Origin of the sequence: Staphylococcus schleiferi (assembly GCF_025558325.1) — a bacterium.
Lineage (GTDB): Bacteria > Bacillota > Bacilli > Staphylococcales > Staphylococcaceae > Staphylococcus > Staphylococcus schleiferi.
In genome coordinates this window covers 1,483,622-1,507,965 of sequence record NZ_CP094712.1, presented here as the reverse complement: position 1 = coordinate 1,507,965, position 24,344 = coordinate 1,483,622, and the positions used below count along the sequence as shown (strand labels likewise).

Below are 24,344 nucleotides of genomic sequence, written 5' to 3'. Positions count from 1 at the left end.
TAAAAAGCAACACAAGTCTTTAGATAACGATAAAATGGATTATAAAGTGAAATTCAGCTGTTATCATTATGACTTGTGTTGTTTTTTATGGAACAAATAGATGATGCTATTTTGCAGTATGTGTCCATTCGTGTTTGCCACGATGACGTTTAATATGGGCATACACTTGATCTGCAGTATAGTCTAAGTTCGTATAGACTGTAATTGTGAATGCAGATTGATTCGCTTCAAACTCAGAGTCTAAATATAGTTCTTTTAAATGTTGAAATAAATTGTTCATCTGATCATGGGTTAAGCTACTATATTCTCTTAACGTACGTTTTGCTAATTGCCCATTTTTATTTTCTAAAGCTTGAACGACGATGACAAAACGTTCATCCGGCTTTAAAACATCATCGAAAAGGTTTGTTTGACCGACCATACAATAACCACCTTTACAATTTATTAACTTAATTATACATTATTTAACGATTTATAGTAAATGGGAGATAAATAGGTTTTCACATCAATATAGGCAAGTTAAAAATGATGGGGGATAAAAAGAAACATGGAGCGTGACTTTGTACGTCTCACTCCATGATAGTGCACGATGACTACTGAAAATAGTCATCGAGTATAGGGTGTAATTCAAGAAAGTGATTAAAGTGATATTTATGATTCGCGATAGGACTCATGTTCACTTAAATCTATTTCTTCAAGAGGAATCACTTTTGTTTTATTGATTGCTTTGTGTACGAAATAAACAACAATTAGCACAATAATAGGTAAAAAGCTTTGAAGTAATTTAGAAACTTCAAAATGAACAATAGCTTCTGCTGAACTACCAAATATTAAGAACAACAAGATTGCAATAACGATAATCGGTCCCACAGGGAAGAACGGTGCTTTATACGCAAGTAGTTGATCAATATCTTTATTTTGTTTCTTAATTGCACGTCTCATTCGGATTTGTGCAATTAAACTTGAGCCCCATACAAATGTGACCAGTGCACCAATAATATTTAGCAACCCAATGACGCTTTTTGGATTGTAATTGGCATAGAGCGTAACAATCGCAATAAAAATAAAAGTTGTAAATAAAGCATTTAAAGGTAATTTTGAGCGATGATGAATTTTACCTAAAAATTGAGGCGCTTGCCCATGTTGACTTAATGAATAAAGCATACGACTTGTAGTAAAGACACCAGAATTAGCTGCTGAAAGTAATGAAGTTAAAATGACCGCATTAATAACAGAAGCAGCAAATGCAATACCTACTTTGTCGAATACAATCGTAAATGGGCTTTGTGCAATGGATCCACTCTCGTTAAGTAATGTCGGATCAGTATAAGCTAAAATGGCTGAAATAACAGCGATGGATAATACATAAAACAGTAAAATTCTCCAGAACACTTGTTTAATCGCCTTAGGCATAGATTCTCTTGGATTATCAGATTCCCCTGCAGTTACCGCCACAACTTCAGTACCACCAACTGAAAATCCAGCAATTAACAGCACGATTAAAAATCCTGAAATGCCGCCTACGAACGGTGCTTCTCCAATCGTAAAGTTTTTAAGACCATAGTAATGCCCACCTAGAATACCAAAAATCATTAAAATACCGAGTATTATGAAAATAATAATTGTAATGACTTTGATTAATGAGAGCCAAAACTCAGCTTCTCCAAAGGCTTTTACAGTGAATACATTAACTAAGAATAGTAATGTTAGAAAAAGCAGACTCCAAACAAGAGGTGAGAAGAAATGAAAGGTATCCCAATAACTAATCACATTAGATGCGACGATGACATCTACACTTGTAACCAACGACCAGATAGTCCAATAAAGCCATCCCATCGTGAAACCAAGTGACGGATCAACGAAACGTGTTGCATAACTACTAAATGCACCTGACACTGGATAAAATGTAGCCATTTCCCCGATAGATGACATTAAAAAGTACAACATAATACCTATAATCATGTATGCGAGTATGGCACCACCTGGGCCAGCTTGTGCGATAACGCCACCGGTTGCTACAAACAATCCTGTTCCGATAGCACCCCCAATGGCAATCATTGTGATATGCCTTGATTGGAGGGTTCTACTCAAATTCTTTTCTTCCATAAACAATTTCTCCTCATAATTTAGATTTTCATTTATTTTACTTCTAAAGTAGTATAGTTTCAATAGAAATTTAAGACTTTAAAGTGATAAAAATAAGGTTTTTAAGCATATTCATTAAGAGTGGAATATGTCAAATAGCCTGGATGGCGTTTAAGGCTACGATTCAATTTTGCTTCTAAGTAATTAAAATAGTAAGCAAACATTTCGTTCAGTGGGCTAAATAAAAGAGGAGTAGACTCAAAATTTAACATGGTATGTATAACATAATAAATATATACTGAAGAGAGTTTGAAGTGACTCAATTGACTTCATTGAGCTTTAAAACACATAAAAAAAGTCAAATTACGTATTCGCGTGTGTGACGTAATTTGACTGGTGTCGTATTTTAAATAAAAGATAGGTATCCTGCTCTACTGTTAAAACATACTAAGATTAGCTGTGAAGAAATTTATGACGATAGATTTCTTCACAGCTATTTTTTATAGTTGTAGAGAGAAGTAGATCGAGTAGACTCTTGGATCTTTGAATCCGCAATTTAAACTGATCAGCTTTACTCTCCTTTTGAAATTCGTTTGAAGTATGTTGGGTTCTTGAAACCGTGTATAGGAAAATGAGATGAAAAAGGCTAAGTAAAGTTCAAAGCTTCTCAATTCTTTAAAGGAGGCTATATTTATCAATTACTTAGGTGTTGATATTAGTAAAAGAAGTAGTGTCGTAGCTCATTATCATAACGATCAATTTCAAAGAGAATTTACCATTCAAAATAATAAAAATGGTTATAATTATTTATTAAAGTATTTGAATGATTTAGACCACCTACAAATCATTTTTGAATCTACTGGTATTTATTCAAGAGGTATGACTCGATTTTGTCGCGTAAATCAAATTAATTATATTGAGATGAACCCGTTAGAAGCTAAATTCAGAACAAGTTCTTTAAGATCATGGAAAACCGATCAAGCTGATGCACATAAACTTGCGCTTTTGGCATTCAATATGAAGGACGCTAAAATTCAACGTCATACTGAAGAAATATATTTTGAGCTTAGAGAACGTGCAAGATTTCATTTAGAAATGGAAAATGATCAAAATAAACTAAAGGTAGAATTAGTTGAAGTGCTTCATCAAACATTTCCAGGCTTAGAAAAGTTATTTAAAAATAGGTACTCTAAGATTGCTTTAAATATAGCTAAAGTATTTCCTCATCCCAATTGTGTTTTCGCATTAACACATGACGAATTAACTCATACCATACTTAATTCAACAGCTAAAGGCATGTCCATTAAAAAAGCTCAAAAGTATACGAATGATTTGATTTCAATAGCACAAAATAGCTTCCCTACAGTTAAACAATCTTCATTTCTCGTAGAGAAATTAAGACATCTATGTGATAAATTACTTAAATCTATGCATGAAAAAGATTTGTTTGATAAAGAGATGATTAAATTAGCTAAGACAACTGATGCGTTTGAAAATATAGTTTCTATTCCTGGGTTAGGAGAATTAACCACTGCTTTACTGATTGGAGAGCTTGGAGATATAACACATTTTGAAACAAACAAACAACTCAATGCGTATGTCGGAATTGATATAAAACGTTATCAATCAGGTAATTCTATGAGCAGAGATACAATTAATAAAAGAGGTAATAAGAAAGCTAGACGTTTATTGTTTCTAATCATCATGAATATCATTAGAGGACGAAATCGTTATAAAAATCATGTTGCAGACTATTACTACAAATTAAGAAAGCAGCCAAATGAGAAACCTCATAAGACTGCAGTCATAGCTAGTGTGAATCGTTTGTTAAAAACCATTCATTATCTTATTACTAACAATCAATTATATGATTATCAAAAAGCACCACACTAATGTAACCATATAATCATATACATCATAACACCTTATTCAAAAAAATTAAATTGAACGGGCTAATTTAGTAATGCTTATTTTAAACATAAAGACTTGACTAATCGTAGGAAAGAGCCTAGGACATAAATAATTCAACTCAAAATTAATAATCAAATCGTTTAAATATAAAAATCCTCAATGAATGTCTAATTGCCTCGAAAATATGACAAGGCAATGACACTTGTGATTTAAGTTAAAGAAATGATAGATTCATTTTCTTTTATACTTTATAATCGTAGTGTTATGATATAAGCACTACGATTATTTAGTTTCTCTGTGTAAAGTATGTTTGTTTAATCTTGGGCAGTATTTCATCATTTCAATACGCTCAGGATTAGTTCGTTTGTTTTTAGTTGTGATATAGTTACGATCACCACATTCAGTACATGCTAAAGTAACGTTTACGCGCATGGGTAGGACCTCCTTTTCAAATTGAAACTATTACGATTTAATATTTTAGCATGTCACTCCATTTTTGCCAACTCTTTTTTACTTTTTTATATTTTAAAGGCTTGCGAATAGGGAAAAGAATGTGCTATGATGTAAAACGTAATAATTACGATTCAAAGGAGTTGTTCATATAAATGGCTAAGAAGTCTAAAATAGCTAAAGAGAAAAAAAGAGAAGAAATGGTCGCTAAATATGCTGAAATTAGAAGAGAATTAAAAGCAAAAGGTGACTATGAAGGTCTTAAAAAATTACCTAGAGACGCATCACCTACACGTTTAACTCGTAGATGTAAAGTTACAGGTCGTCCTCGTGGTGTTATGCGTAAATTTGAAATGTCTCGTATCGCATTTAGAGAACATGCACACAAAGGACAAATCCCTGGTGTTAAAAAATCAAGCTGGTAAAACCGATCTCCCTTTATTTACTTTGTTTCCTAAAGATAGTATATTATCATAGGAATAAATATATAAAGGGGCTTTTTTTATGAAAATTTTTGATTATGAAGATATACAACTCATCCCTAATAAAAGTGTAGTTAAAAGTCGTTCAGAAATCGATACTTCCATTCAATTTGGACCGAAGCGTTTTAAATTACCTGTTGTCCCAGCAAATATGCAAACCGTGATGAATGAATCATTGGCAGAGTGGTTTGCTCAAAATGATTACTTCTATATTATGCATAGATTTGACGAAGCAGCACGTTTACCATTCGTTAAAAGAATGCATGAAAAAGGCTACTTTGCATCAATTTCAGTAGGTGTAAAACAAGGTGAATTTGATTTTATCAATCAATTAAAAGCAGAAGGTCTTTCTCCTGAGTATATTACAATCGATATTGCACACGGTCATTCAGATCAAGTTATTGAAATGATTCAGCATATTAAAAAACAATTACCGAATGTATTTGTTATCGCAGGGAATGTGGGTACCCCTGAAGGCGTAAGAGAACTTGAAAATGCGGGTGCAGATGCTACAAAAGTAGGTATCGGTCCAGGTCGCGTGTGTATCACTAAAATTAAAACTGGTTTTGGTACCGGTGGATGGCAACTGGCAGCGGTGAATCACTGTAGTAAAGCGGCGCGTAAACCGATTATTGCAGACGGTGGTATTCGAACACATGGTGATATCGCAAAATCAATCCGTTTTGGTGCTTCAATGGTAATGATAGGGTCATTATTTGCTGCCCATGAAGAATCACCAGGAGAAACGGTTGAAATAGATGGTAAAACTTACAAGGAATACTTCGGTAGTGCATCAGAATTTCAAAAAGGTGAACGTAAAAATGTTGAGGGTAAAAAAATGTTTGTCGAACATAAAGGTGCATTAAAAGATACCCTCACTGAAATGAAAGAAGACTTACAAAGTTCGATTTCATATGCAGGTGGCAAAGACATTGATGCGCTCAGAAAGGTAGACTACGTCATCGTTCGTAATTCTATTTTTAATGGTGACAGAGATTAAAGGAGCTGTTGATCATCCGTAAATTCCTTTTGTTTTTTCTTATAGGATTGTTAATCATTCTTTTTGTCCCCATTCAACCGAGTACGGTAATATCTGATTTTGTGAAGCCAGCGAATGAAAAAATTGATCAATTTGTCGATGGTGAAACAAATGAAACGACGTTAAAAACGCCAGAACAGCAAGTTTTTGCGATGAGGAATATTCAAATGAATATGACTAAAAAGCAAGTTGAAGCAAAACTTGGGCAACCAGTATCCAAAATAGGAAACGAATATGGTACACGTTGGTATGTCTACCATCATGATTTTAACGAATTTGTCATGGTCAGTTTTATCAATGATAAAGTACACGGGTTGTATACGAATCAAAATATGATTACTTCTAAAAATGGGATTAAATATGGAAGCCCTAAAGATTTTGTCCGTGATAAACTCGGAACACCTGTAGAGGAAATTAAAAAAGGTCATACGATTTATAAAAAAGAGCAACAAGATTATGATATTTTTGATAAAAATGGCATCTACACAACTGCTTTCTATGATAAATATGACAACAATCGACTCATGGGATTGATGCAAATCAGTCATACGATGGAGAATAAATTAAATGCGCAGTACGCTGCCCCTTCAAAATATTTGAGTGATAGTTTTGAAAAAGGTGATTATGTCTTGTTAAATGCTACAAGAGTTCAAAAAGGCTTAAAACCATTAGCTTATTCTGATTCTCTTGCGCAAACAGCAAGAAAGCATAGTACTGATATGGCAAAAAATCATTACTTTGATCATAATGATTTAAGCGGTAAAACACCATTTGATCGTATTAAAGCTGATGGACATCAATATCAAGTTGCTGCAGAAAACTTAGCATATGGTCAAACGAGTCCTATATATGCCCATCATGGACTTATGAATTCTAAAGGACATCGTAAAAATATATTGAATAGAAGTGTGAAAACAATAGGTATTGGTGTTGATTTTAATTCAGACCGTCAACCATTTTTCACAGAAAACTATATCGGTTAATGTTTGATGCTGAGATAAAGGGGAATAGCTTCTTTGGAAGTGATTAACAGTGAATATGATTTGGAGAAAAGAAATTAATCAACAAAATCAACCTCCTTTAAATCAATCGGAAGATATTTTAGATCGTATTAAAAAATTACTCAATAAAAAATAAAAAAATAAAGCGAGCGACTAATGAATGTGCTTCATTAAGTCGCTTGCTTTTTTTAGAAGGAGTGATCAAATGTCATTTTTACATTTCTCTGAATAAGCCAATCACTTTTCCGAGTACAGTGACATTATCTAAATAAATAGGTTCTAAACTACTGTTTTCTGGTTGAAGACGGTATCTATTTTTTTCTTTATAAAATCTTTTTACTGTAGCCTCGTCTTCATCAGTCATAGCTACAATGATGTCACCATTTTCAGCGATAGATTGGCTTCTAACGATAACTTTATCTCCGTCTAATATACCAGCTTCAATCATACTCTCTCCTATAACATTTAGGATGAATATTTGGCCGTTATGTGTTGAAGTGAAATGTTCTGGTAATGGGTAGTATTCTTCAACGTTCTCAATAGCAGAAATAGGTGTCCCTGCAGTAACCTTACCAATGACAGGCACATAGATCGTTTCTTCCATATTCACAGGTTCTCCCATGAGTTCATTCACAATTTCTATGGCACGAGGCTTAGTGGGGTCTCGTCTAATATACCCTTTTTCTTCTAATCTAGATAAATGACCGTGCACAGTTGAACTTGAAGCTAAACCAACTGCTTCACCGATTTCTCGAACACTCGGTGGATACCCTTTTGTTTGCACGACATGCTTTATAAATTCAAATATTTCGCTTTGTCTCTTTGTGAGCTCTCTCATTTCGCACACTCCTTCTTCGCTTGGTTTGAAATTAGTATAACATATTGATGAAATAATCACAAACGTTTGTTCGTTTTGATGTTGACATAGAACATTTGTTCTGTTAGAGTATTAATACAAACAAACGTTCTAGGAGTGATAGCAATGATTCATGTTAAAATTTCAGAAATATACCTGTTCTTAGCGGTATTTATCATATCTATACTACTTTTCTTTACATTCTTTGTATTAGCAAGCGATAGTAGCCATACAGAACAAACGTACGAAATGACAGATCATCAATTGAAAACAAACCAAACAGAAAAAGTTCAAAAACACGAACACATCGATACGAATCAGCCAGCCATTGCGACAACACTTGGTCGTTAATCAAAATCAACTTTTTCTGCGTACGAAATACTTTTAACCTCCATTTTTACTTCCATTTCTTTTCCAATTAGACATCCCATATATTATGACACATCGAAGTTTTCAGTCTCATTTGAACCTCGAGTCAAAATATGCTCGAGGTCAGTTAGACTGGTAGACGAACTATTGATAAAGTCTATAAAAGAAAAAGACAACCTTCTTTTGAATTAGCTATTTTAATTTTTTAATAAATTGTACCTTTCTATATGCCTATTTTTTCACAAGATAAGAAAGATTTGACTATAAAACGGACGCTATTCCGCTTAAATTGTAATATAAGTCCAAGTGTTTGGTTTTATCCACTATATCTGTTATATTTTTGAAAAGAAAATGACGGAGGGAATTGATGATGTTTACTCAAGAAAAATTGAATCGAATCAATGAATTAGCTAATAAGAAAAAGCAAGAGGGTTTAACAGAAAGTGAAGCAAAAGAGCAATCACAATTGAGAAGTGAATATTTAGAAATGTTCAGAAGTAGCTTCAAAAGCCAAATTGAGAACACTAAAGTGATTGATCCAGAAGGTAATGATGTTACACCTGAAAAACTTAAAGAAATCCAAAAGAAAAATCATTTACGTAACTAATCTAAAATTAGTTTATATTTGCTGATTGGCATGCTGATTTATTAGGCTTTATACTACCATTTCGGTTATAATGAAAATATGATGAGCATTCGAAAGGAAGGAAGTAATAATATGACAGAAACAAAAGATCAACTTGCGATTAATACATTACGTGGTTTAAGTATTGACGCCATTGAAAAAGCAAATTCAGGACACCCTGGATTACCAATGGGTGCAGCACCTATGGCTTATACTTTATGGACACGTCATTTGAATTTCAACCCTAATTCAAATGAATATTTTAACAGAGACCGTTTCATTTTATCAGCGGGTCATGGTTCAGCATTATTGTACAGCTTACTCCATGTTTCAGGAAGCTTAGAATTAGAAGAGCTTAAACAATTCAGACAATGGGGTTCTAAAACACCAGGACATCCAGAATATCACCATACTAAAGGTGTAGAAATTACAACTGGTCCACTAGGTCAAGGTTTTGCAATGTCTGTAGGTATGGCAATGGCTGAGAAACATTTAGCAGCTAAATTTAATAAAGACATCGAAGTAGTCAACCACTATACGTATGTTTTAGCTTCTGACGGAGATTTAATGGAAGGTATTTCTCATGAAGCAGCATCATTAGCAGGACATTTAAAACTAGACAAACTCATTACACTTTATGATTCTAACAACATTTCTTTAGATGGTGAGACAAATAAATCATTTTCTGAAGATATTAAAAAACGTTTTGAGGCGTATGGTTGGAACCATATTCTTGTTAAAGATGGTAATGACGTAGAGGCTATCGACAAAGCCATTTCTGAAGCTAAACAACAAAATGGTCCGACAATCATTGAAGTTAAAACGATTATTGGTGAAGGTTCACCAAACAAATCAAATAGTAATTCAGTTCATGGTGCACCTTTAGGTGAAGAAGAACGTAAGCTTACATTTGAAAACTATCAATTAGATAGTTCTAAATATTTCCATGTTGACGACGAAGTTTATGAAATCTTCAATTCAACAATGATTAAACGTGCCAATGAAAATGAAGATGAATGGCATAAAAAAGTTGAAGCATACAGTCAACAATATCCTGAATTATACAAAGAGTTTAAAGATGCTTTAGAAGGCCGTTTACCTGAAGGTTATGAAGCTGAACTTCCAAAATTCGAATTAGGTCATAAAGGTGCTTCACGTGCAGACTCAGGAGATGTAATTCAAGCATTAAGTAAAGCTGTTCCAACATTATTTGGTGGTTCTGCTGACTTAGCATCTTCAAATAAATCAAATGTAAAAGAAGAAACAGACTTCTCAGCTGAAAATGGCGAAGGTAAAAACGTATGGTTCGGTGTGCGTGAATTTGCGATGGCTGCTGCCGTTAATGGTATGGCTGCACATGGTGGTTTACATCCATACGGTGCAACATTCTTTGTATTTAGTGACTATTTAAAACCTGCTTTACGTTTAGCAGCAATAATGGGACTTCGTTCTACATTTGTGTTTACACACGATTCAATCGCTGTTGGTGAAGATGGTCCTACACATGAACCAATCGAACAATTGGCAGGCTTAAGAGCCATTCCAAATCTTAACGTGATTCGTCCAGCTGATGGTAATGAAACACGTGTTGCATGGAAAGTTGCTGTTGAATCAAACGGTATCCCAACTGCTTTAGTATTAACACGTCAAGGTTTACCAGTGTTAGATGTAGAAGAATCTGTTGTAGAAGAAGGCGTTAGAAAAGGTGCATATGTCGTTTATGAAACTGAAAAAGCGCCTGAGTATGTTTTATTAGCTTCTGGTTCTGAAGTAAGTTTAACAGTTGAAGCTGCAAAAGCACTTGAAGAACAAGGTAAAGGTGTTCGTGTTGTATCAATGCCAAACTGGAATGCATTTGAAGCACAATCAAAAGCGTACCAAGACGAAATTTTATTACCACAAGTGGAAAAACGTGTTGCTGTTGAAATGGCATCATCACTTGGTTGGCATAAATATGTAGGTATGCACGGTCTTGTTGTAGGTATTGATCGTTATGGCGCAAGTGCCCCTGGCGACTTAGTTGTCGAAAAATATGGTTTTACAAAAGAAAACATATTATCTGAAATTGAAAAATTATAATTGATGATCGCATTCAAAAGTCGAGCTTGATTTGTTCAAAATTGAGCTTGGCTTTTCTTTTAGTTATTCATATAAGTTTGCTTTCATATCTTGAAAAGAATACATAATTTTAGTAAAATGCAAAAGGATACAGAAAGTGGGTGAAACTATGGCTACATGGTTAGCAATTTTATTAATTGTTATTGCACTTATCGGTGGATTAGTGGGGGGCTTTTTCTTAGCACGTAAATATATGATGGACTATTTAAAAAAGAACCCACCTATTAATGAAGAAATGTTGCGCATGATGATGATGCAAATGGGACAAAAACCATCTCAAAAGAAGATTAATCAAATGATGACAATGATGAATAAAAACATGGACAAAAAAATGTAATATCCATGATGTTGATAATAGCAAAGAGAAGTACGGTAATAAAAATCGTACTCAACTTTGCTATTTTTTTAGGTTAAAATAAAGAAGTGCTTTAAGCGTATGGCTATACCTTACTTGGTATTAATTTTAAGACAAGTGACTTCCACTCTATTAACTGAAAGAGGTAGGGTCTATGTTATGTCAAAGTACGTCCAGTTTATTCATATAGAAAAAAATTTAAAATAAACGTAATATAATTGTGGTTTCGTTTGTTATAATGGATAAGAGGAGGTATGACATACATGATTAGTATCATACTCATTATTGTTATATCAACGATTGTGACTATTTATTTGGGGATAACAAAAGATGTGAATATTATCGCTTCAATTGATGCGCAAAAGGTGCCTGCACATTTAAAAACTAAATTGATTTATTTGTTTATAGTAATGTTATGGTTGACTAGTTTAAGTCTTATATTAGTAATTGCTTTAATAGAAACACATCTTTTTATAGGTCTTATTTTGTTAGTGGTTAGTTTATTATTAATGCTCTCTTTTTATATATATTATTATAAGATAAGTCAGTAGTTTCAATAAAAGACATTGATAGACGTGCGTATAACATGAGTTATGAAAAAACACATTATTAGATGTAAAATCTTAAATAATACGTCGAAGTAAGAAAATTAACGAATTTAAATGTCATGTGATATACTATTGAGTATCGAATGAGAAATGAGGAGGAGCAACATTGACGTATTTAGTATTATCGATTCTTATTGCATTTGTCATGGGGGCAGCGGTCATTGTAATTAGAATGAAAGCGCAAAAATATCCAGTGAATGAAAAGAAAATTCTTTTACCTCCTTTTTTTATGGCAACAGGTGCATTGATGTACGTTGTTCCCTATTTTAGACTTTCTAATTTTGAAATTTTAGAGTCAGTTGTATTAGGTGTGATTTTTTCGAGTGTACTCATTATGACATCACACTTTGAAACAAAAGGGAGCCAAATCTTTTTAAAAAAATCTAAAGCTTTCCCGCTTGTGCTCATCACGCTTCTATTGGTAAGAACAGTATTAAAAGTATTTATAGGCAGTAATATTGATCCGGGTGAGTTAGCAGGTATGTTCTTTTTATTAGCTTTTAGTATGTTATTGCCATGGCGCCTTGCGATGTTACGTCGCTATCGCAAAATTAAGCATCAACTTGTACAATAAAGAGCATATTATTAAAATGTAATGTTTCATTTATGTGTTGTACGTGTCGTTTGTTTTAATAAAAAATGCTTGCAGCTTGGCGATATATTCATACATTGTTGAATCGCTGATATTTATAAATTAACCGTCTTGGATTGAGTTGAGTGTTTCAGCCTCAATCCATTTTTTTAATCATAATCAATATGATGGAGTGGGATAATGAAATCTCTTGGTTTCAATCTCATTCTTTTTTTAGGTTTATTGAGTTAAAGCGAGGCATTGATATTATCATTAAATGATGAAATGATAGATTTGAAATGGGCGCTTGAATTCCAATAAAAACACCTATACAATAATAACGAACGTTTGTTCTGAGGTGATCAATATGAAAATAATACATACAGCGGATTGGCATTTAGGAAAAGTATTAAATGGCCATTCATTTTTGGAAGATCAACAGTATATTGTGGATCAATTGATAGAAGTGCTTATAAAAGAAAAACCTGATTTGCTCGTTATAGCTGGTGATATCTATGATACAACGTATCCAAATAAGTATGTAATTAGACTAATGGAAAATACTATCGCAAAGATAAATCTAGATTTACGAATTCCTATTGTTATGATTAATGGCAACCATGATGGTAAAGAGCGTCTACGTTATGGAGCTTCATGGTTTCAGCACAATCAATTGTACATTGCTACAGAATTAGAGCAGTGTTTAACGCCATACATATTTGAGGATGTTGCACTCTACACTATGCCGTTTTTTACTGTATCAGAAGCGCGTGAATTTCTGAATGAACCGATTGAAACATATGAGCAAGCGGTTAAGAAATTGATTGCACGTATTCAACCACATTTAGACCAAAATATGACGAATATTTTAGTGGGACATTTCACTTTAAATGGTGCACCTAAAAGTGACTCTGAACGTGAAATTACTGTAGGTACAATTGAAGCGGTCTCACCCCAATTTTTAAATGATTTTGATGCTGTGATGTTAGGGCATATACATCATCCATTTGCGACGCCATTTAAGCATATCGTCTATAGTGGGTCAATTTTGCAATATTCCTTTTCGGAAGCTGGACAAGCAAAAGGGATTCGAATATTTGACGTACAGTCTCATGGAATAAAACAGTCTTTTGTCCCTTTGAAACCTAAACACGAATTAGAAGTAGTCGAAGCAAAATTTGATGATTTAATGAATGGTGAATTTGAGCGTAAAAGTGACGAAAGTTATTTTCACTTTATTGTTGAACAACTCAGTCATGTAAAAGATCCAATGCAAAAGTTAAAGCAAATTTATCCCAACACTTTATCACTAACACAACAAGTACAGACTTCCCAATATCAATCTAAAGCTTTAAAAGATGTTAAAAAAATGCATCCAATAGATATCGTGGAGAAGTTTTATAGTGAAATGACTACTGAAAAGTTATCGGAATTGCAAAAAGAAAATGTATTGGCATTGTTAGAAAAAATAGAAGGGGAGGAATAAAAGATGAAACCGATACGCCTCCATCTTAAAAATTTTGGGCCTTTTTTAGATGAAACCATTGATTTTTCAAATATACAATCGAATCAACTCTTCTTAATTAGCGGAAAAACAGGTTCAGGTAAGACGATGATATTTGATGGAATGGTCTATGCGCTATATGGACGTGCGTCTACTGAAAAACGAGAAGTGAAACATTTGAGAAGTCACTTTGCGCAACCTAAGGAACCATTAACGGTTACCTTTGAATTTGAAATCAACGGCGGTCGTTATAAGGTCGTTCGAGAAGCTTCATTTTTGAAACCAGGAAATAAAAATGAGACAAAACCTAAACTTGAAGTTTACCATTTAAATGGTGACGTTTTTGAGCTGGTTGAAAGTACAATTCAAGCCGGAGACCAATTTATTTTAAATCTTTTAAAGCTTAAACAAGATCAATTTAGACAGTTATTTATCTTGCCTCAAGGCGAATTTAAATCCTTTTTAGTTTCAAATAGCACAGATAAGCAGGCGATTTTGAGAACGCTTTTTAATACGCAATTGTATGACATTCTTAAAAATGAGTTGGTAGATAAAACTAAAAATATGAAGAATGAAATTAATCAAATCTATACAAAAATCCAAAGCAGCTGGGATGAAATGTATACATTAGATGACGCTGAATTAGTAGCAGAAAAACAATTGAAAAGTGAACAATATGAATTGATTCTTGATGCATTACCGATGTTTCAACGTATAGGACAACAACAGGTCGACGAAACGGCAGTGGAGAAAAGCAAAAGTGAAGCCGCTATGAAAAAGATAAATGAAGCGGTTGCACGTGAAGAATCACGTCAACAATTAAAACAACAAAAAGCGGACTTAGAACACAAATTAAATCAGTTAAATGAACAACAACCCCGAATTACGGAGCTAGAAAAGAAATTAAAATTGATAACTGAAAGCCAAGTGGCTATCAAAACGTATCAAAATAAGCTTGAATACGAAAAAACACTGAATTCCAAAAAAAGTAAGCAGTCTACTTTAACATCAGAATTTGATGCATTGAAAGAACTAGAAACACAAGATGCAACATTGCTTGAAAAACATTTAGCTCAACAAGAACGGATAGCTCAACAATCACAATTTATCCAAAATACGAGACATTATTTTCAACAAGTCGAACAGTTAAAACAAAAGCAACAGCGTGACCAACAAATCAACGCACAACATCAGCAACTCGTAGAAGAAATGGATAAAGCTAAAAATGAATTACAACAAATTAGTGAAGTGGATATTGAGAAAAAACCGGATTATGAGAAAAAATCACAGTTACAAAATATGCAAATGAGGCTCACTGAACAGCATACGTCACTTATTGAATCTGAAAAGCGCATGCAACTCAAGCTAAAGCATGAAGAAAGTCTTCAACAACTCAACAAACAATATGAAAATTTAACGCATAAAATTGAGGCACAGCGCGCACAATTGCATACGATTTCAAGTCAAGATCAACACTTACTCGATCATGAAAAAGCGGTTGTTACTTTAAGAACAGTTTTACAAGTTGACGAACCTTGTCCTGTGTGTGGGCAACACGTTTCACATGTCGATCATGGTCCGGAGATTGAGGCCATTAAATCATTGCAAAGTGAAAATGCGAAAATTGAAATTCAAATTCGAGAACTCACTGAGCAAAAAATTCATTGCGAAGCAGATATTACGCATACAAAGGAAAGAATAAATGAAATTGGAGACGTTCAATTTGATAAAAATTTATTAAATGAAAATGAAGCACAACTTTTAAATGTTAAAAATGATATAGAAGCCGTTGATCGTGAAAATAAACGGATTGAAGCATTACAACAACAAGTTGAACGTATCAATAAAGTGTTGGATGAAAATATGCGTCAAAAGCAACTTTTAGAAAAAGAACAACAACACATTCAAGAACAGTTAGGAAGTTTTCAACAAATAACAGGATATGATGATATTGTGAAGTTTCAAAAGGCATTTGAGCAAATTGATGCGGAAGTTCAAGACTTTGAAGCGCAAAAAGTAGCGTTAACACAACAATTAGAAAATACACAAAATAAAGTGAAAAATCATCACTATGATCTGCGTCTTATAGCACAACAAATTGATGATGTTACAATACAACTAAATCGACTCGACGAAGAATTGAAAACAGCAATGAAGCAATTAGATATTGCGGATGAGACGACATTAATGACCATTTCAAACGAAAGTGAAAACAAATCTGACTATGCGTCTGAAGTGGAGCAATTTCATCATGAAATACAAGCACTTCAATTTAAACTTCAAGATGTTACGACACAAATTTTAACTATTGAACCGCATGATATAGATATTTTGAAAAAAGAGCAACAAGAAACACAATTACAATATGAGTCTGTGCAAAAGCAGTTGAATGAATTTGCTTTTCAAGTAGATCAAAATAAGAAGACGATACAACGAATAGAACGGGAGATAGCACATTTAAAGCAGACATTGTCAGCACAAATTGAACTCTTTCAACTCGCCGAAATTTTAAATGGAAAAAATGAGCATAATTTAACTTTAGAAAATTATGTACTGATGCATTTTCTAGAACAAATTCTCGTTAAAGCGAATCAAAGATTGTTAAGTATGACAGGTCAACGGTATGAGTTGATTAGGAATGAGAAAAAAGGAAGAGGGTTTAGTGGTTTAGAAATTGAAGTTTTTGACTACTACTCAAACCAATCACGTCATATTACCTCATTATCTGGGGGAGAAACATTTCAAGCGTCACTGGCATTAGCTTTAGGTCTTTGTGAAGTGGTACAAAATGAGCAGGGAGGCATTGCACTAGATGCGATGTTCATTGACGAAGGTTTTGGGACATTAGACCAAGAAACTTTAGAGACAGCGTTAGATACATTAATTCAACTTCAATCGAGTGGACGATTAGTAGGAATTATTTCTCATGTCACTGAATTAAAAAATCGTATCCCTGTTATTTTAGATGTAGTTTCTAAAAATTATCAAAGTACAACTTTATTACGTTACAATGAATAATTATACGTCCTATATTTTTGGACTAGCTTAAAATATAAATGACAGACGGTAAGATAGAGATTCTTTTCTACCTTATCGCCTGTCATTTTTAATGCCCACTTATTTTTGATTTTGACGTAATAAATCGCGGATTTCAGTTAGGAGTACAGTGTTTTCTTCGATAGCTTCTTCCTCTTCTTCTGCTTTCGGTTTCACGAGCGTATTTGCAATTTTAACAAAGATAAATAATGCAAAAGCGATGATAATAAAATCAATGATAGATTGAATAAATATACCATATTTGATACCGAACATTGACCAGTTTTTAGCAAAATCAACTTCGCCAAATAGTAAACCGATTAAAGGCATTATGATGTTTTCGACCAATGATGACACGATTTTATTGAAAGCAGCACCCATTACAACAGCAACAGCTAAATCCAGCACGTTACCTTTTAATGCAAACTCTTTAAATTCTTTTAACATGGCTTTTTTCCCCTCCAATAAACATATTTAATGGCACACCGATTATACATTACTCATAAAATATTGCAAGATTTAATTAATAAAGAAATTGATATGATTCTTAGTTCGTTGATTATACGATAATGTTTTGTTATTGTATATATGTCGATTGCGCTTTAAAATATTTGTACATTGTTAATATAAAGTGCGTGATTATTTAAAATTTAATATATGAAAGGGAGTATGTTATTTTATGAGTTCTTCAACTCCAGAACCAAATGGTAAGAAGTTTTCTCCGGTATTCCTGATTAGTGCAATTATCGTTTTTGCGATTGTGTTAGTCGGTGTGTTCATTCCAACGCAGTTTGGTGAATTTACGAATACGATAAAACTTTGGATTACAGATAAACTGGGTTGGTACTATCTTATTTTAACGACGATTATCGTATTCTTCTGTATCTTCTTAATCTTCAGTCCGATAGGGAAATTGAAGTTAGGCCGACCACACGATAAACCGGAATTCAACACAATTTCTTGGTTTGCGATGCTATTTAGTGCAGGTATGGGGATTGGATTAGTCTTTTATGGTGCAGCAGAGCCAATTTCTCATTTTGCGTCACCCCCTAATGCTGATCCGAAATCAACGGAAGCATTTACTGAATCATTACGTGCGACGTTCTTTCATTGGGGATTCCATGCGTGGGCAGTATATGGTGTTGTCGCACTTGCATTAGCTTATGCGCAATTTAGAAAAGGTGAACCGGGCTTATTATCTAAAACATTACGTCCCATTTTAGGGGATCATGTAGATGGTCTCGTTGGTACGATTATTGATGTTTTAGCTGTATTTGCGACAGTTATTGGGGTAGCCGTTTCTCTAGGTATGGGTGCACTTCAAATCTCAGGTGGTTTACATTACCTATTCGGCACACCTAACAATATCATTACGCAATCTATTATTATTGTTGTCGTGACAATTTTATTTATAATGAGTGCTTGGTCTGGTTTAAGTAAAGGAATTCAATATTTAAGTAACTTGAACATCGGTTTAGGGACTTTATTATTGATTGCCGGGTTAATTGTGGGACCGACAATCTTAATCTTAAACATGTTTACAAGTTCAACGGGAAGCTTATTAAATTCTTTCTTATTTAACAGTTTTGATGCAGCACCAACAAATCCTCAAAAACGTGAATGGATGACAAATTGGACGCTTTACTATTGGGGCTGGTGGCTAAGCTGGAGCCCATTCGTAGGTGTATTTATTGCTCGTGTTTCAAAAGGGCGTTCAATTCGAGAATTTATTTCAGGCGTACTCTTAGTGCCTGTTATTGTAAGTTTCGTTTGGTTTAGTGTGTTTGGCGTTTTAGGTATTGAAACGGCTAAAAAACATACAGAAATTTTCAAAATGTCACCTGAAACACAACTTTTCGGTGTCTTTCATCATGTGCCATTAGGCATGGTGCTTTCAATTATCGCGTTACTTTTAATTGCGTCATTCTTTATTACATCAGCAGACTCAGCGACATTTGTACTAGGTATGCAGACAACATACGGTTCACTTAATCCAAGTGGTTTTGTTAAAGTAACTTGGGGTGTCGCACAATCACTTATCGCATTTGTTTTATTATTATCAGGCGGAGGCGATGGTGCAGCAGGATTAAATGCGTTGCAAAGTGCAGCGATTATTAGTGCCTTGCCGTTCTCATTGATTGTCATACTGATGATGATTAGTTTCTATAAAGATGCGAATAAAGAGCGTAAGTTCTTGGGCTTAACATTAACCCCTAATAAACATCGTTTGAAAGAATATGTCGCAAGTTCACAACAAGATTATGAAGAGGAATTAATTTCAAAACGTAAAGCGTTGCGAGATCAAGAAAAATAAATTCATTTAATTAAAAGACAGGTTTCAATTCACTGAAATGAAAATACAGTGGATGGACCTGTCTTTTTTATTGATCAACAGTTGATTGAAAATCATTCTCAATTAATAATATATACTTATTACACCTGATGAAAGTCATAAGTTTTAGTTATAATAACCGATTAGAAAGTCAAAACTTCAAAACCCCAGTTTTAATCATCATTTAGTTGTTTTCATAAAGCGTTAATTATACAATTAAACCAACGGCATATAAAAATATCAGGGGGGATATTCGATGGCTTCAAAATTAAAAGAACAAGCTAAAAAGTCATTTCAATTAAACGGAAAAAACTTAACGTACTATGATTTGAAAACGTTAGAAGAACAAGGACTTACTCAAGTAAGCCGCTTACCATATTCTATTCGTGTATTACTTGAATCAGTATTGCGTCAAGAAGATGGTTTCGTTATTACAGACGAACATATTAAAGCGCTTTCAACATTTGGTAAAGAAAATAGTAAAGGTGAAGTGCCATTCAAACCTTCACGTGTTATTTTACAAGACTTTACAGGTGTCCCAGCGGTTGTAGACTTAGCTTCTTTACGTAAAGCAATGGACGATGTTGGCGGAGACTTGTCTAAAATCAACCCAGAAGTTCCTGTAGACCTAGTGATTGACCACTCTGTACAAGTTGATAGTTACGCAAATCCAGAAGCTTTAGAGCGCAACATGAAATTAGAATTCGAACGTAACTATGAACGTTATCAATTTTTGAACTGGGCTACTAAAGCGTTTAAAAATTATAATGCTGTACCTCCAGCAACAGGGATTGTACACCAAGTTAACTTGGAATATTTAGCTAATGTTGTTCACGTACGTGAAGAAGATGGAGAAGACGTTGCATTTCCAGATACATTAGTGGGGACGGACTCACATACTACAATGATTAATGGCCTTGGCGTTTTAGGTTGGGGTGTTGGCGGAATCGAAGCAGAAGCGGGCATGCTTGGTCAGCCATCATACTTCCCAATTCCTGAAGTTATTGGTGTACGTTTATCTAATGAATTGCCTCAAGGTGCAAATGCGACAGACTTAGCATTACGCGTAACAGAGTTATTGCGTAAAAAAGGGGTAGTAGGTAAATTTGTTGAATTCTTCGGTCCAGGTGTAGATAAATTACCTTTAGCTGACCGTGCGACAATTGCCAACATGGCACCAGAATACGGGGCAACTTGTGGTTTCTTCCCTGTTGATGACGAAACGTTAAAATATTTACGTTTAACAGGTCGTTCTGATGAACATATTGAAACAGTTGAAAAGTATTTAAAACAAAATCACCTGTTCTTTGATGTTAATGAAGAGCCAAATTATACAGACGTTGTGGAACTTGATTTATCTACAGTTGAAGCTTCTTTATCAGGTCCAAAACGTCCACAAGATTTAATTTTCTTAAGCGATATGAAAAAAGAGTTCGAAAAATCAGTGACTGCACCAGCGGGTAACCAAGGTCATGGTTTAGACGCATCAGAATTCGATAAAAAGGCAACAATCGAATTCAAAGATGGTTCAACAACTGAAATGACGACAGGTGACATTGCGATTGCAGCGATCACTTCTTGTACAAATACTTCTAACCCTTACGTGATGTTAGGTGCGGGGTTACTAGCTAAAAAAGCTGTTGAAAAAGGATTAGAAGTTCCAGCCTATGTTAAAACGTCTTTAGCACCGGGTTCAAAAGTTGTAACAGGTTATTTACGTGACTCAGGTTTACAAAGCTATTTAGACAAACTTGGCTTTAACTTAGTCGGTTATGGCTGTACAACATGTATTGGTAACTCAGGTCCACTATTAGAAGAAATTGAAAAAGCTGTCGCTAAAGAAGATTTATTAGTAACTTCTGTATTATCAGGTAACCGTAACTTTGAAGGACGTATCCATCCACTTGTCAAAGCGAACTATTTAGCTTCACCACCATTAGTTGTAGCTTATGCTTTAGCGGGAACTGTAGATATTGATTTACACAAAGAAGCTTTAGGCCAAGATGCACAAGGAAACGATGTATTCTTGAAAGATATTTGGCCATCTATTCAAGAGGTAGCAGACGCTGTAGAAAGTGTTGTTACACCTGAATTGTTTAAAGAAGAATATAAGAGTGTTTATGATAACAACGAATTATGGAACCAAATCGATACGACAGATCAACCGTTGTATGATTTTGATCCTGAATCAACGTACATTCAAAACCCAACATTCTTCCAAGGATTATCTAAAGAACCAGGTCACATTGAACCATTAAAAGATTTACGTGTCATGGGTAAATTTGGTGATTCTGTTACAACTGACCATATCTCTCCAGCAGGGGCAATTGGTAAAGATACGCCAGCAGGACACTACTTAACAGAAAATGGTGTTTCTCCACGTGACTTTAACTCTTATGGTTCTCGTCGTGGTAACCACGAAGTCATGGTTCGTGGTACATTTGCCAATATTCGTATTAAAAACCAATTAGCACCAGGAACAGAAGGTGGCTTCACAACATATTGGCCAACTGGAGAAGTAATGCCAATCTTTGATGCAGCTATGAAATATAAAGAAGATGGCACTGGCCTTGTTGTATTAGCAGGTAACGACTATGGTATGGGCTCATCTCGTGACTGGGCTGCGAAAGGTACAAATTTATTAGGTGTAAAAACAGTTATTGCACAAAGTTATGAGCGTATTCACCGTTCTAACTTAGTTATGATGGGTGTTTTACCATTACAATTTAAACAAGGTGAATCAGCGGATACGTTAGGTTTAGACGGTAAAGAAACGATTTCAGTTGAAATTAGCGAATCTGTTCAACCTAGAGACACAGTGAAAGTAACTGCAACGAAAGAAGATGGTTCTACTGTTGAGTTCGAAGCCATTGCACGTTTCGATTCTAATGTAGAAATTGATTACTATCGTCATGGTGGTATTTTACAACTTGTGTTACGTAAAAAATTAGCTTCTTCATAATGAATAGATAAGAAAATATTATATAAAGTCCGGTCATTTTGATGTACCGGGCTTTATTTTTTGATACGTAGAGGTTAATATCCTTGATACATCTATTGCCAAATTCATTATAAGTTTCTAGGGTGGTTTTTTATGGTAAAATGAGTGGCATGAGCGCTAAGAGAAGGAAGGTAAAATAATGATCTACGCATTAACTGAAATCGAAGCACGTTATCAAGAGACAGACCAAATGGGTGTGATTTACCACGGTAACTATGCGACATGGTTTGAAGTTGCACGTACAGACTACATACGCAAACTCGGCTTAGACTATGTAGAAATGGAAGAAGCAGGTATTGTTTCTCCTGTAACAGAACTGAATATTAATTATAAAAAGAGTATTGGTTATCCTGAAAAAGTAACAATTAAAACATGGGTGTCTAAGTTTTCAAAATTACGCTCTCGTTATCAATATGAAGTTTATAATGAAAAAGGTGAGCTTGCGACAACGGGTTATACAGATAATGTCATCATCACTAAAAATGAAGGCAAACCTGTTCGTTTAGATAGAGCTTTTCCAAATTGGTATGAAGTTTATCATGATGTTCAGCAAAGAAATGAAGCGGGCGAAGAGTTAGAAGTCACACAAGAGTCGTCCATATAAAAACATCAATTTGTTTTTATCATCTCGTTTGTGCATCAGCAAATTGCAGGGCAAATGAGGCTATTAAAATTTAGAGTAATGATTATTGTAGTCTTAATAGCTTTGTCATAGAAATTGTTTCAACGCAATCATAAAAAAATCGAGGTTAGGAAATTGTGATTCCACCTCGATTTTTCTTGTTAATTTAATTTATGATTCAATAAGTTCGGCTTCATAAAGCACATCATCATTTTTAATATCTACTTTTATATGATGATCTTCAAAATACCAAACATCTTTTTCTGCTACGATGACATGAATGCCATCAAATTTTTCTTCGTATCCAATTTCATCTATATCACGTGTGTAATCTACATTAAAAGCTGGGCTAAATCCTTGTTTTAATTGGAACTCTCCACCATAGCGAACAAAGAAGCGTAACACTTTTCCGTCTTCTGGTAAGTCAAGTTCATCTTTAAACCAAGTAATGGCATCATTCGTAAATTCTATTTTCATGTCGAATTCTCCTCCCAGTATAAGGATATGATTTGTTTACCTTATTTTAATGGGTTTTAAACTAAATTCAAATTTTAAGTATTACATCCATTTGATTTTAGGTTCAGTCCCTTTAATAATGCGTTTAATATTACTACTATGTCGATAAATGAGTAGAACTGAAACAGCGATGCTCGTTATTAATAATACATAATCACTAATGAAAAATGAGCCAATCACACAACAAATTGCTGCAATGATACTTGATAATGAAACATATTTTGTTAATTTTAAAATGATAAAGAAAATCAAAGCAAGTATTAATAGTAAAATCGGATTAACAGCAAGCAGGACGCCAGCACTTGTCGCCACTGCTTTTCCCCCTCTAAATTTCAAGTAGATAGGGTAAACATGACCGATAATTGCAAAAATTCCTACGAGTAAACCGTGTATTTCCACATTGAATAACGCTGGAAGGAATACAACGATGAACCCTTTAAATATATCAAAAAATGTGACAGCAAACCCAGCTGGTTTACCTAGTACACGGAAACTGTTTGTTGCACCTGTATTGCCGCTCCCATATTCCCTAATATCTTTTTTAAAGAAAATCTTCCCAATTAAATAACCACTTGGAATAGAACCAATTAAATAACTTGCAATGAATAGTAGGGCTATCACCATAAGTATTCACATCCTTTTAGTACCTGCTCTTATTTTAACATAATTTCACAAAGAGTCATGTATTTTTATAGTCGTTTCTGTACATTTAATCAAAAGGTGGACTAAAAAAATGGCAATAAATCATTGTTTTTTTGACATATTCCCTAATTTCTAAATAGATGTCAGGATTGATAAAAATAATATTTATTTTAGTCATGATATAGATTAGCGCTTGCATTTTCAATGATTTTATATAAGAA

At 34.1% G+C, this 24,344-nt stretch carries 22 protein-coding genes; 15 read left to right on the top strand and 7 right to left on the bottom strand.

Annotated features, from left to right (window positions below):
* Window positions 1–106 precede the first annotated feature (106 nt).
* Window positions 107–421, bottom strand: coding sequence for a hypothetical protein (locus tag MUA40_RS07095; protein ID WP_016424996.1), 315 nt, complete (start codon window positions 419–421; stop codon window positions 107–109).
* A gap of 230 nt (window positions 422–651) precedes the next feature.
* Window positions 652–2,106 (bottom strand): amino acid permease, encoded by a 1,455-nt coding sequence (locus MUA40_RS07090; RefSeq protein ID WP_262569319.1) that lies wholly within the window; start codon window positions 2,104–2,106, stop codon window positions 652–654.
* A gap of 672 nt (window positions 2,107–2,778) precedes the next feature.
* On the opposite strand from MUA40_RS07090, the gene MUA40_RS07085 reads away from it, so the two are divergent.
* The gene (locus MUA40_RS07085) at window positions 2,779–3,978 is read left to right on the top strand and encodes an IS110 family RNA-guided transposase (protein ID WP_281182775.1); all 1,200 of its coding nucleotides are present in this window, start codon (window positions 2,779–2,781) and stop codon (window positions 3,976–3,978) included.
* A 300-nt stretch (window positions 3,979–4,278) separates the two neighbouring features.
* On the opposite strand, the gene rpmG is transcribed toward MUA40_RS07085, so the two are convergent.
* Window positions 4,279–4,428 (bottom strand): 50S ribosomal protein L33, encoded by a 150-nt coding sequence (rpmG, locus tag MUA40_RS07080; protein ID WP_014613994.1) that lies wholly within the window; start codon window positions 4,426–4,428, stop codon window positions 4,279–4,281.
* Between the two features lie 173 nt (window positions 4,429–4,601).
* Between rpmG and rpsN the strand changes: the two genes are divergently transcribed.
* The 3 genes from rpsN to MUA40_RS07065 all read left to right on the top strand — a co-directional run bounded on the left by rpsN (window position 4,602) and on the right by MUA40_RS07065 (window position 6,950).
* Window positions 4,602–4,871, top strand: coding sequence for a 30S ribosomal protein S14 (rpsN, locus tag MUA40_RS07075; protein WP_016424998.1), 270 nt, complete (start codon window positions 4,602–4,604; stop codon window positions 4,869–4,871).
* A gap of 79 nt (window positions 4,872–4,950) precedes the next feature.
* Window positions 4,951–5,928, top strand: a complete 978-nt coding sequence (guaC, locus tag MUA40_RS07070) for a GMP reductase (RefSeq protein WP_016424999.1) — start codon at window positions 4,951–4,953, stop codon at window positions 5,926–5,928.
* Window positions 5,929–5,933: 5 nt separating this feature from the next.
* The gene (locus tag MUA40_RS07065; RefSeq protein WP_170166963.1) at window positions 5,934–6,950 is read left to right on the top strand and encodes a CAP domain-containing protein; all 1,017 of its coding nucleotides are present in this window, start codon (window positions 5,934–5,936) and stop codon (window positions 6,948–6,950) included.
* A gap of 232 nt (window positions 6,951–7,182) precedes the next feature.
* Here MUA40_RS07065 and lexA read toward each other — a convergent pair whose 3' ends face one another.
* Window positions 7,183–7,806 (bottom strand): transcriptional repressor LexA, encoded by a 624-nt coding sequence (gene lexA / locus MUA40_RS07060; protein WP_016425001.1) that lies wholly within the window; start codon window positions 7,804–7,806, stop codon window positions 7,183–7,185.
* A 144-nt stretch (window positions 7,807–7,950) separates the two neighbouring features.
* On the opposite strand from lexA, the gene sosA reads away from it, so the two are divergent.
* The 8 genes from sosA to sbcC all read left to right on the top strand — a co-directional run bounded on the left by sosA (window position 7,951) and on the right by sbcC (window position 16,992).
* Window positions 7,951–8,175, top strand: coding sequence for a DNA damage-induced cell division inhibitor SosA (gene sosA, locus MUA40_RS07055; protein ID WP_016425002.1), 225 nt, complete (start codon window positions 7,951–7,953; stop codon window positions 8,173–8,175).
* A 388-nt stretch (window positions 8,176–8,563) separates the two neighbouring features.
* Window positions 8,564–8,800 carry a DUF896 domain-containing protein gene (locus tag MUA40_RS07050; protein WP_037559263.1) on the top strand — a complete coding sequence of 79 codons (237 nt, stop codon included), beginning with the start codon at window positions 8,564–8,566 and terminating at the stop codon, window positions 8,798–8,800.
* Window positions 8,801–8,911: 111 nt separating this feature from the next.
* On the top strand, window positions 8,912–10,897 hold the full coding sequence (gene tkt / locus MUA40_RS07045; RefSeq protein WP_262569308.1) for a transketolase: 1,986 nt from the start codon (window positions 8,912–8,914) through the stop codon (window positions 10,895–10,897).
* 148 nt (window positions 10,898–11,045) lie between these two features.
* Window positions 11,046–11,273, top strand: coding sequence for a YneF family protein (locus MUA40_RS07040; RefSeq protein WP_014613986.1), 228 nt, complete (start codon window positions 11,046–11,048; stop codon window positions 11,271–11,273).
* 281 nt (window positions 11,274–11,554) lie between these two features.
* Window positions 11,555–11,842, top strand: a complete 288-nt coding sequence (locus MUA40_RS07035; protein ID WP_126496128.1) for a hypothetical protein — start codon at window positions 11,555–11,557, stop codon at window positions 11,840–11,842.
* Window positions 11,843–12,005: 163 nt separating this feature from the next.
* Window positions 12,006–12,473: a CcdC family protein gene (locus MUA40_RS07030; RefSeq protein WP_016425007.1), complete on the top strand. Its 468-nt coding sequence runs from the start codon at window positions 12,006–12,008 to the stop codon at window positions 12,471–12,473.
* 364 nt (window positions 12,474–12,837) lie between these two features.
* The gene (gene sbcD, locus MUA40_RS07025) at window positions 12,838–13,956 is read left to right on the top strand and encodes an exonuclease subunit SbcD (RefSeq protein ID WP_016425008.1); all 1,119 of its coding nucleotides are present in this window, start codon (window positions 12,838–12,840) and stop codon (window positions 13,954–13,956) included.
* Window positions 13,957–13,959: 3 nt separating this feature from the next.
* Complete coding sequence (gene sbcC, locus MUA40_RS07020; RefSeq protein ID WP_167732847.1) at window positions 13,960–16,992, top strand: exonuclease subunit SbcC; 3,033 nt, start codon at window positions 13,960–13,962, stop codon at window positions 16,990–16,992.
* Window positions 16,993–17,091: 99 nt separating this feature from the next.
* Here the strand turns inward: sbcC and mscL are convergent, their stop codons facing one another.
* Window positions 17,092–17,457 (bottom strand): large conductance mechanosensitive channel protein MscL, encoded by a 366-nt coding sequence (gene mscL / locus MUA40_RS07015; RefSeq protein ID WP_016425010.1) that lies wholly within the window; start codon window positions 17,455–17,457, stop codon window positions 17,092–17,094.
* A 232-nt stretch (window positions 17,458–17,689) separates the two neighbouring features.
* On the opposite strand from mscL, the gene MUA40_RS07010 reads away from it, so the two are divergent.
* From MUA40_RS07010 to menI, 3 genes are all read left to right on the top strand, one after another.
* The gene (locus MUA40_RS07010; RefSeq protein ID WP_126496126.1) at window positions 17,690–19,324 is read left to right on the top strand and encodes a BCCT family transporter; all 1,635 of its coding nucleotides are present in this window, start codon (window positions 17,690–17,692) and stop codon (window positions 19,322–19,324) included.
* A 274-nt stretch (window positions 19,325–19,598) separates the two neighbouring features.
* Window positions 19,599–22,304, top strand: coding sequence for an aconitate hydratase AcnA (gene acnA, locus MUA40_RS07005; protein ID WP_126496125.1), 2,706 nt, complete (start codon window positions 19,599–19,601; stop codon window positions 22,302–22,304).
* Between the two features lie 178 nt (window positions 22,305–22,482).
* A complete protein-coding gene (menI, locus tag MUA40_RS07000; RefSeq protein ID WP_016425013.1) occupies window positions 22,483–22,947 on the top strand; it encodes a 1,4-dihydroxy-2-naphthoyl-CoA hydrolase MenI in 465 nt (154 codons plus the stop codon).
* A 189-nt stretch (window positions 22,948–23,136) separates the two neighbouring features.
* Here menI and MUA40_RS06995 read toward each other — a convergent pair whose 3' ends face one another.
* Window positions 23,137–23,442 (bottom strand): HesB/YadR/YfhF family protein, encoded by a 306-nt coding sequence (locus MUA40_RS06995; protein WP_016425014.1) that lies wholly within the window; start codon window positions 23,440–23,442, stop codon window positions 23,137–23,139.
* Window positions 23,443–23,523: 81 nt separating this feature from the next.
* Entirely contained in the window at window positions 23,524–24,105 is a 582-nt protein-coding gene (plsY, locus tag MUA40_RS06990; RefSeq protein WP_016425015.1) for a glycerol-3-phosphate 1-O-acyltransferase PlsY, read from the bottom strand.
* Window positions 24,106–24,344: the final 239 nt, after the last annotated feature.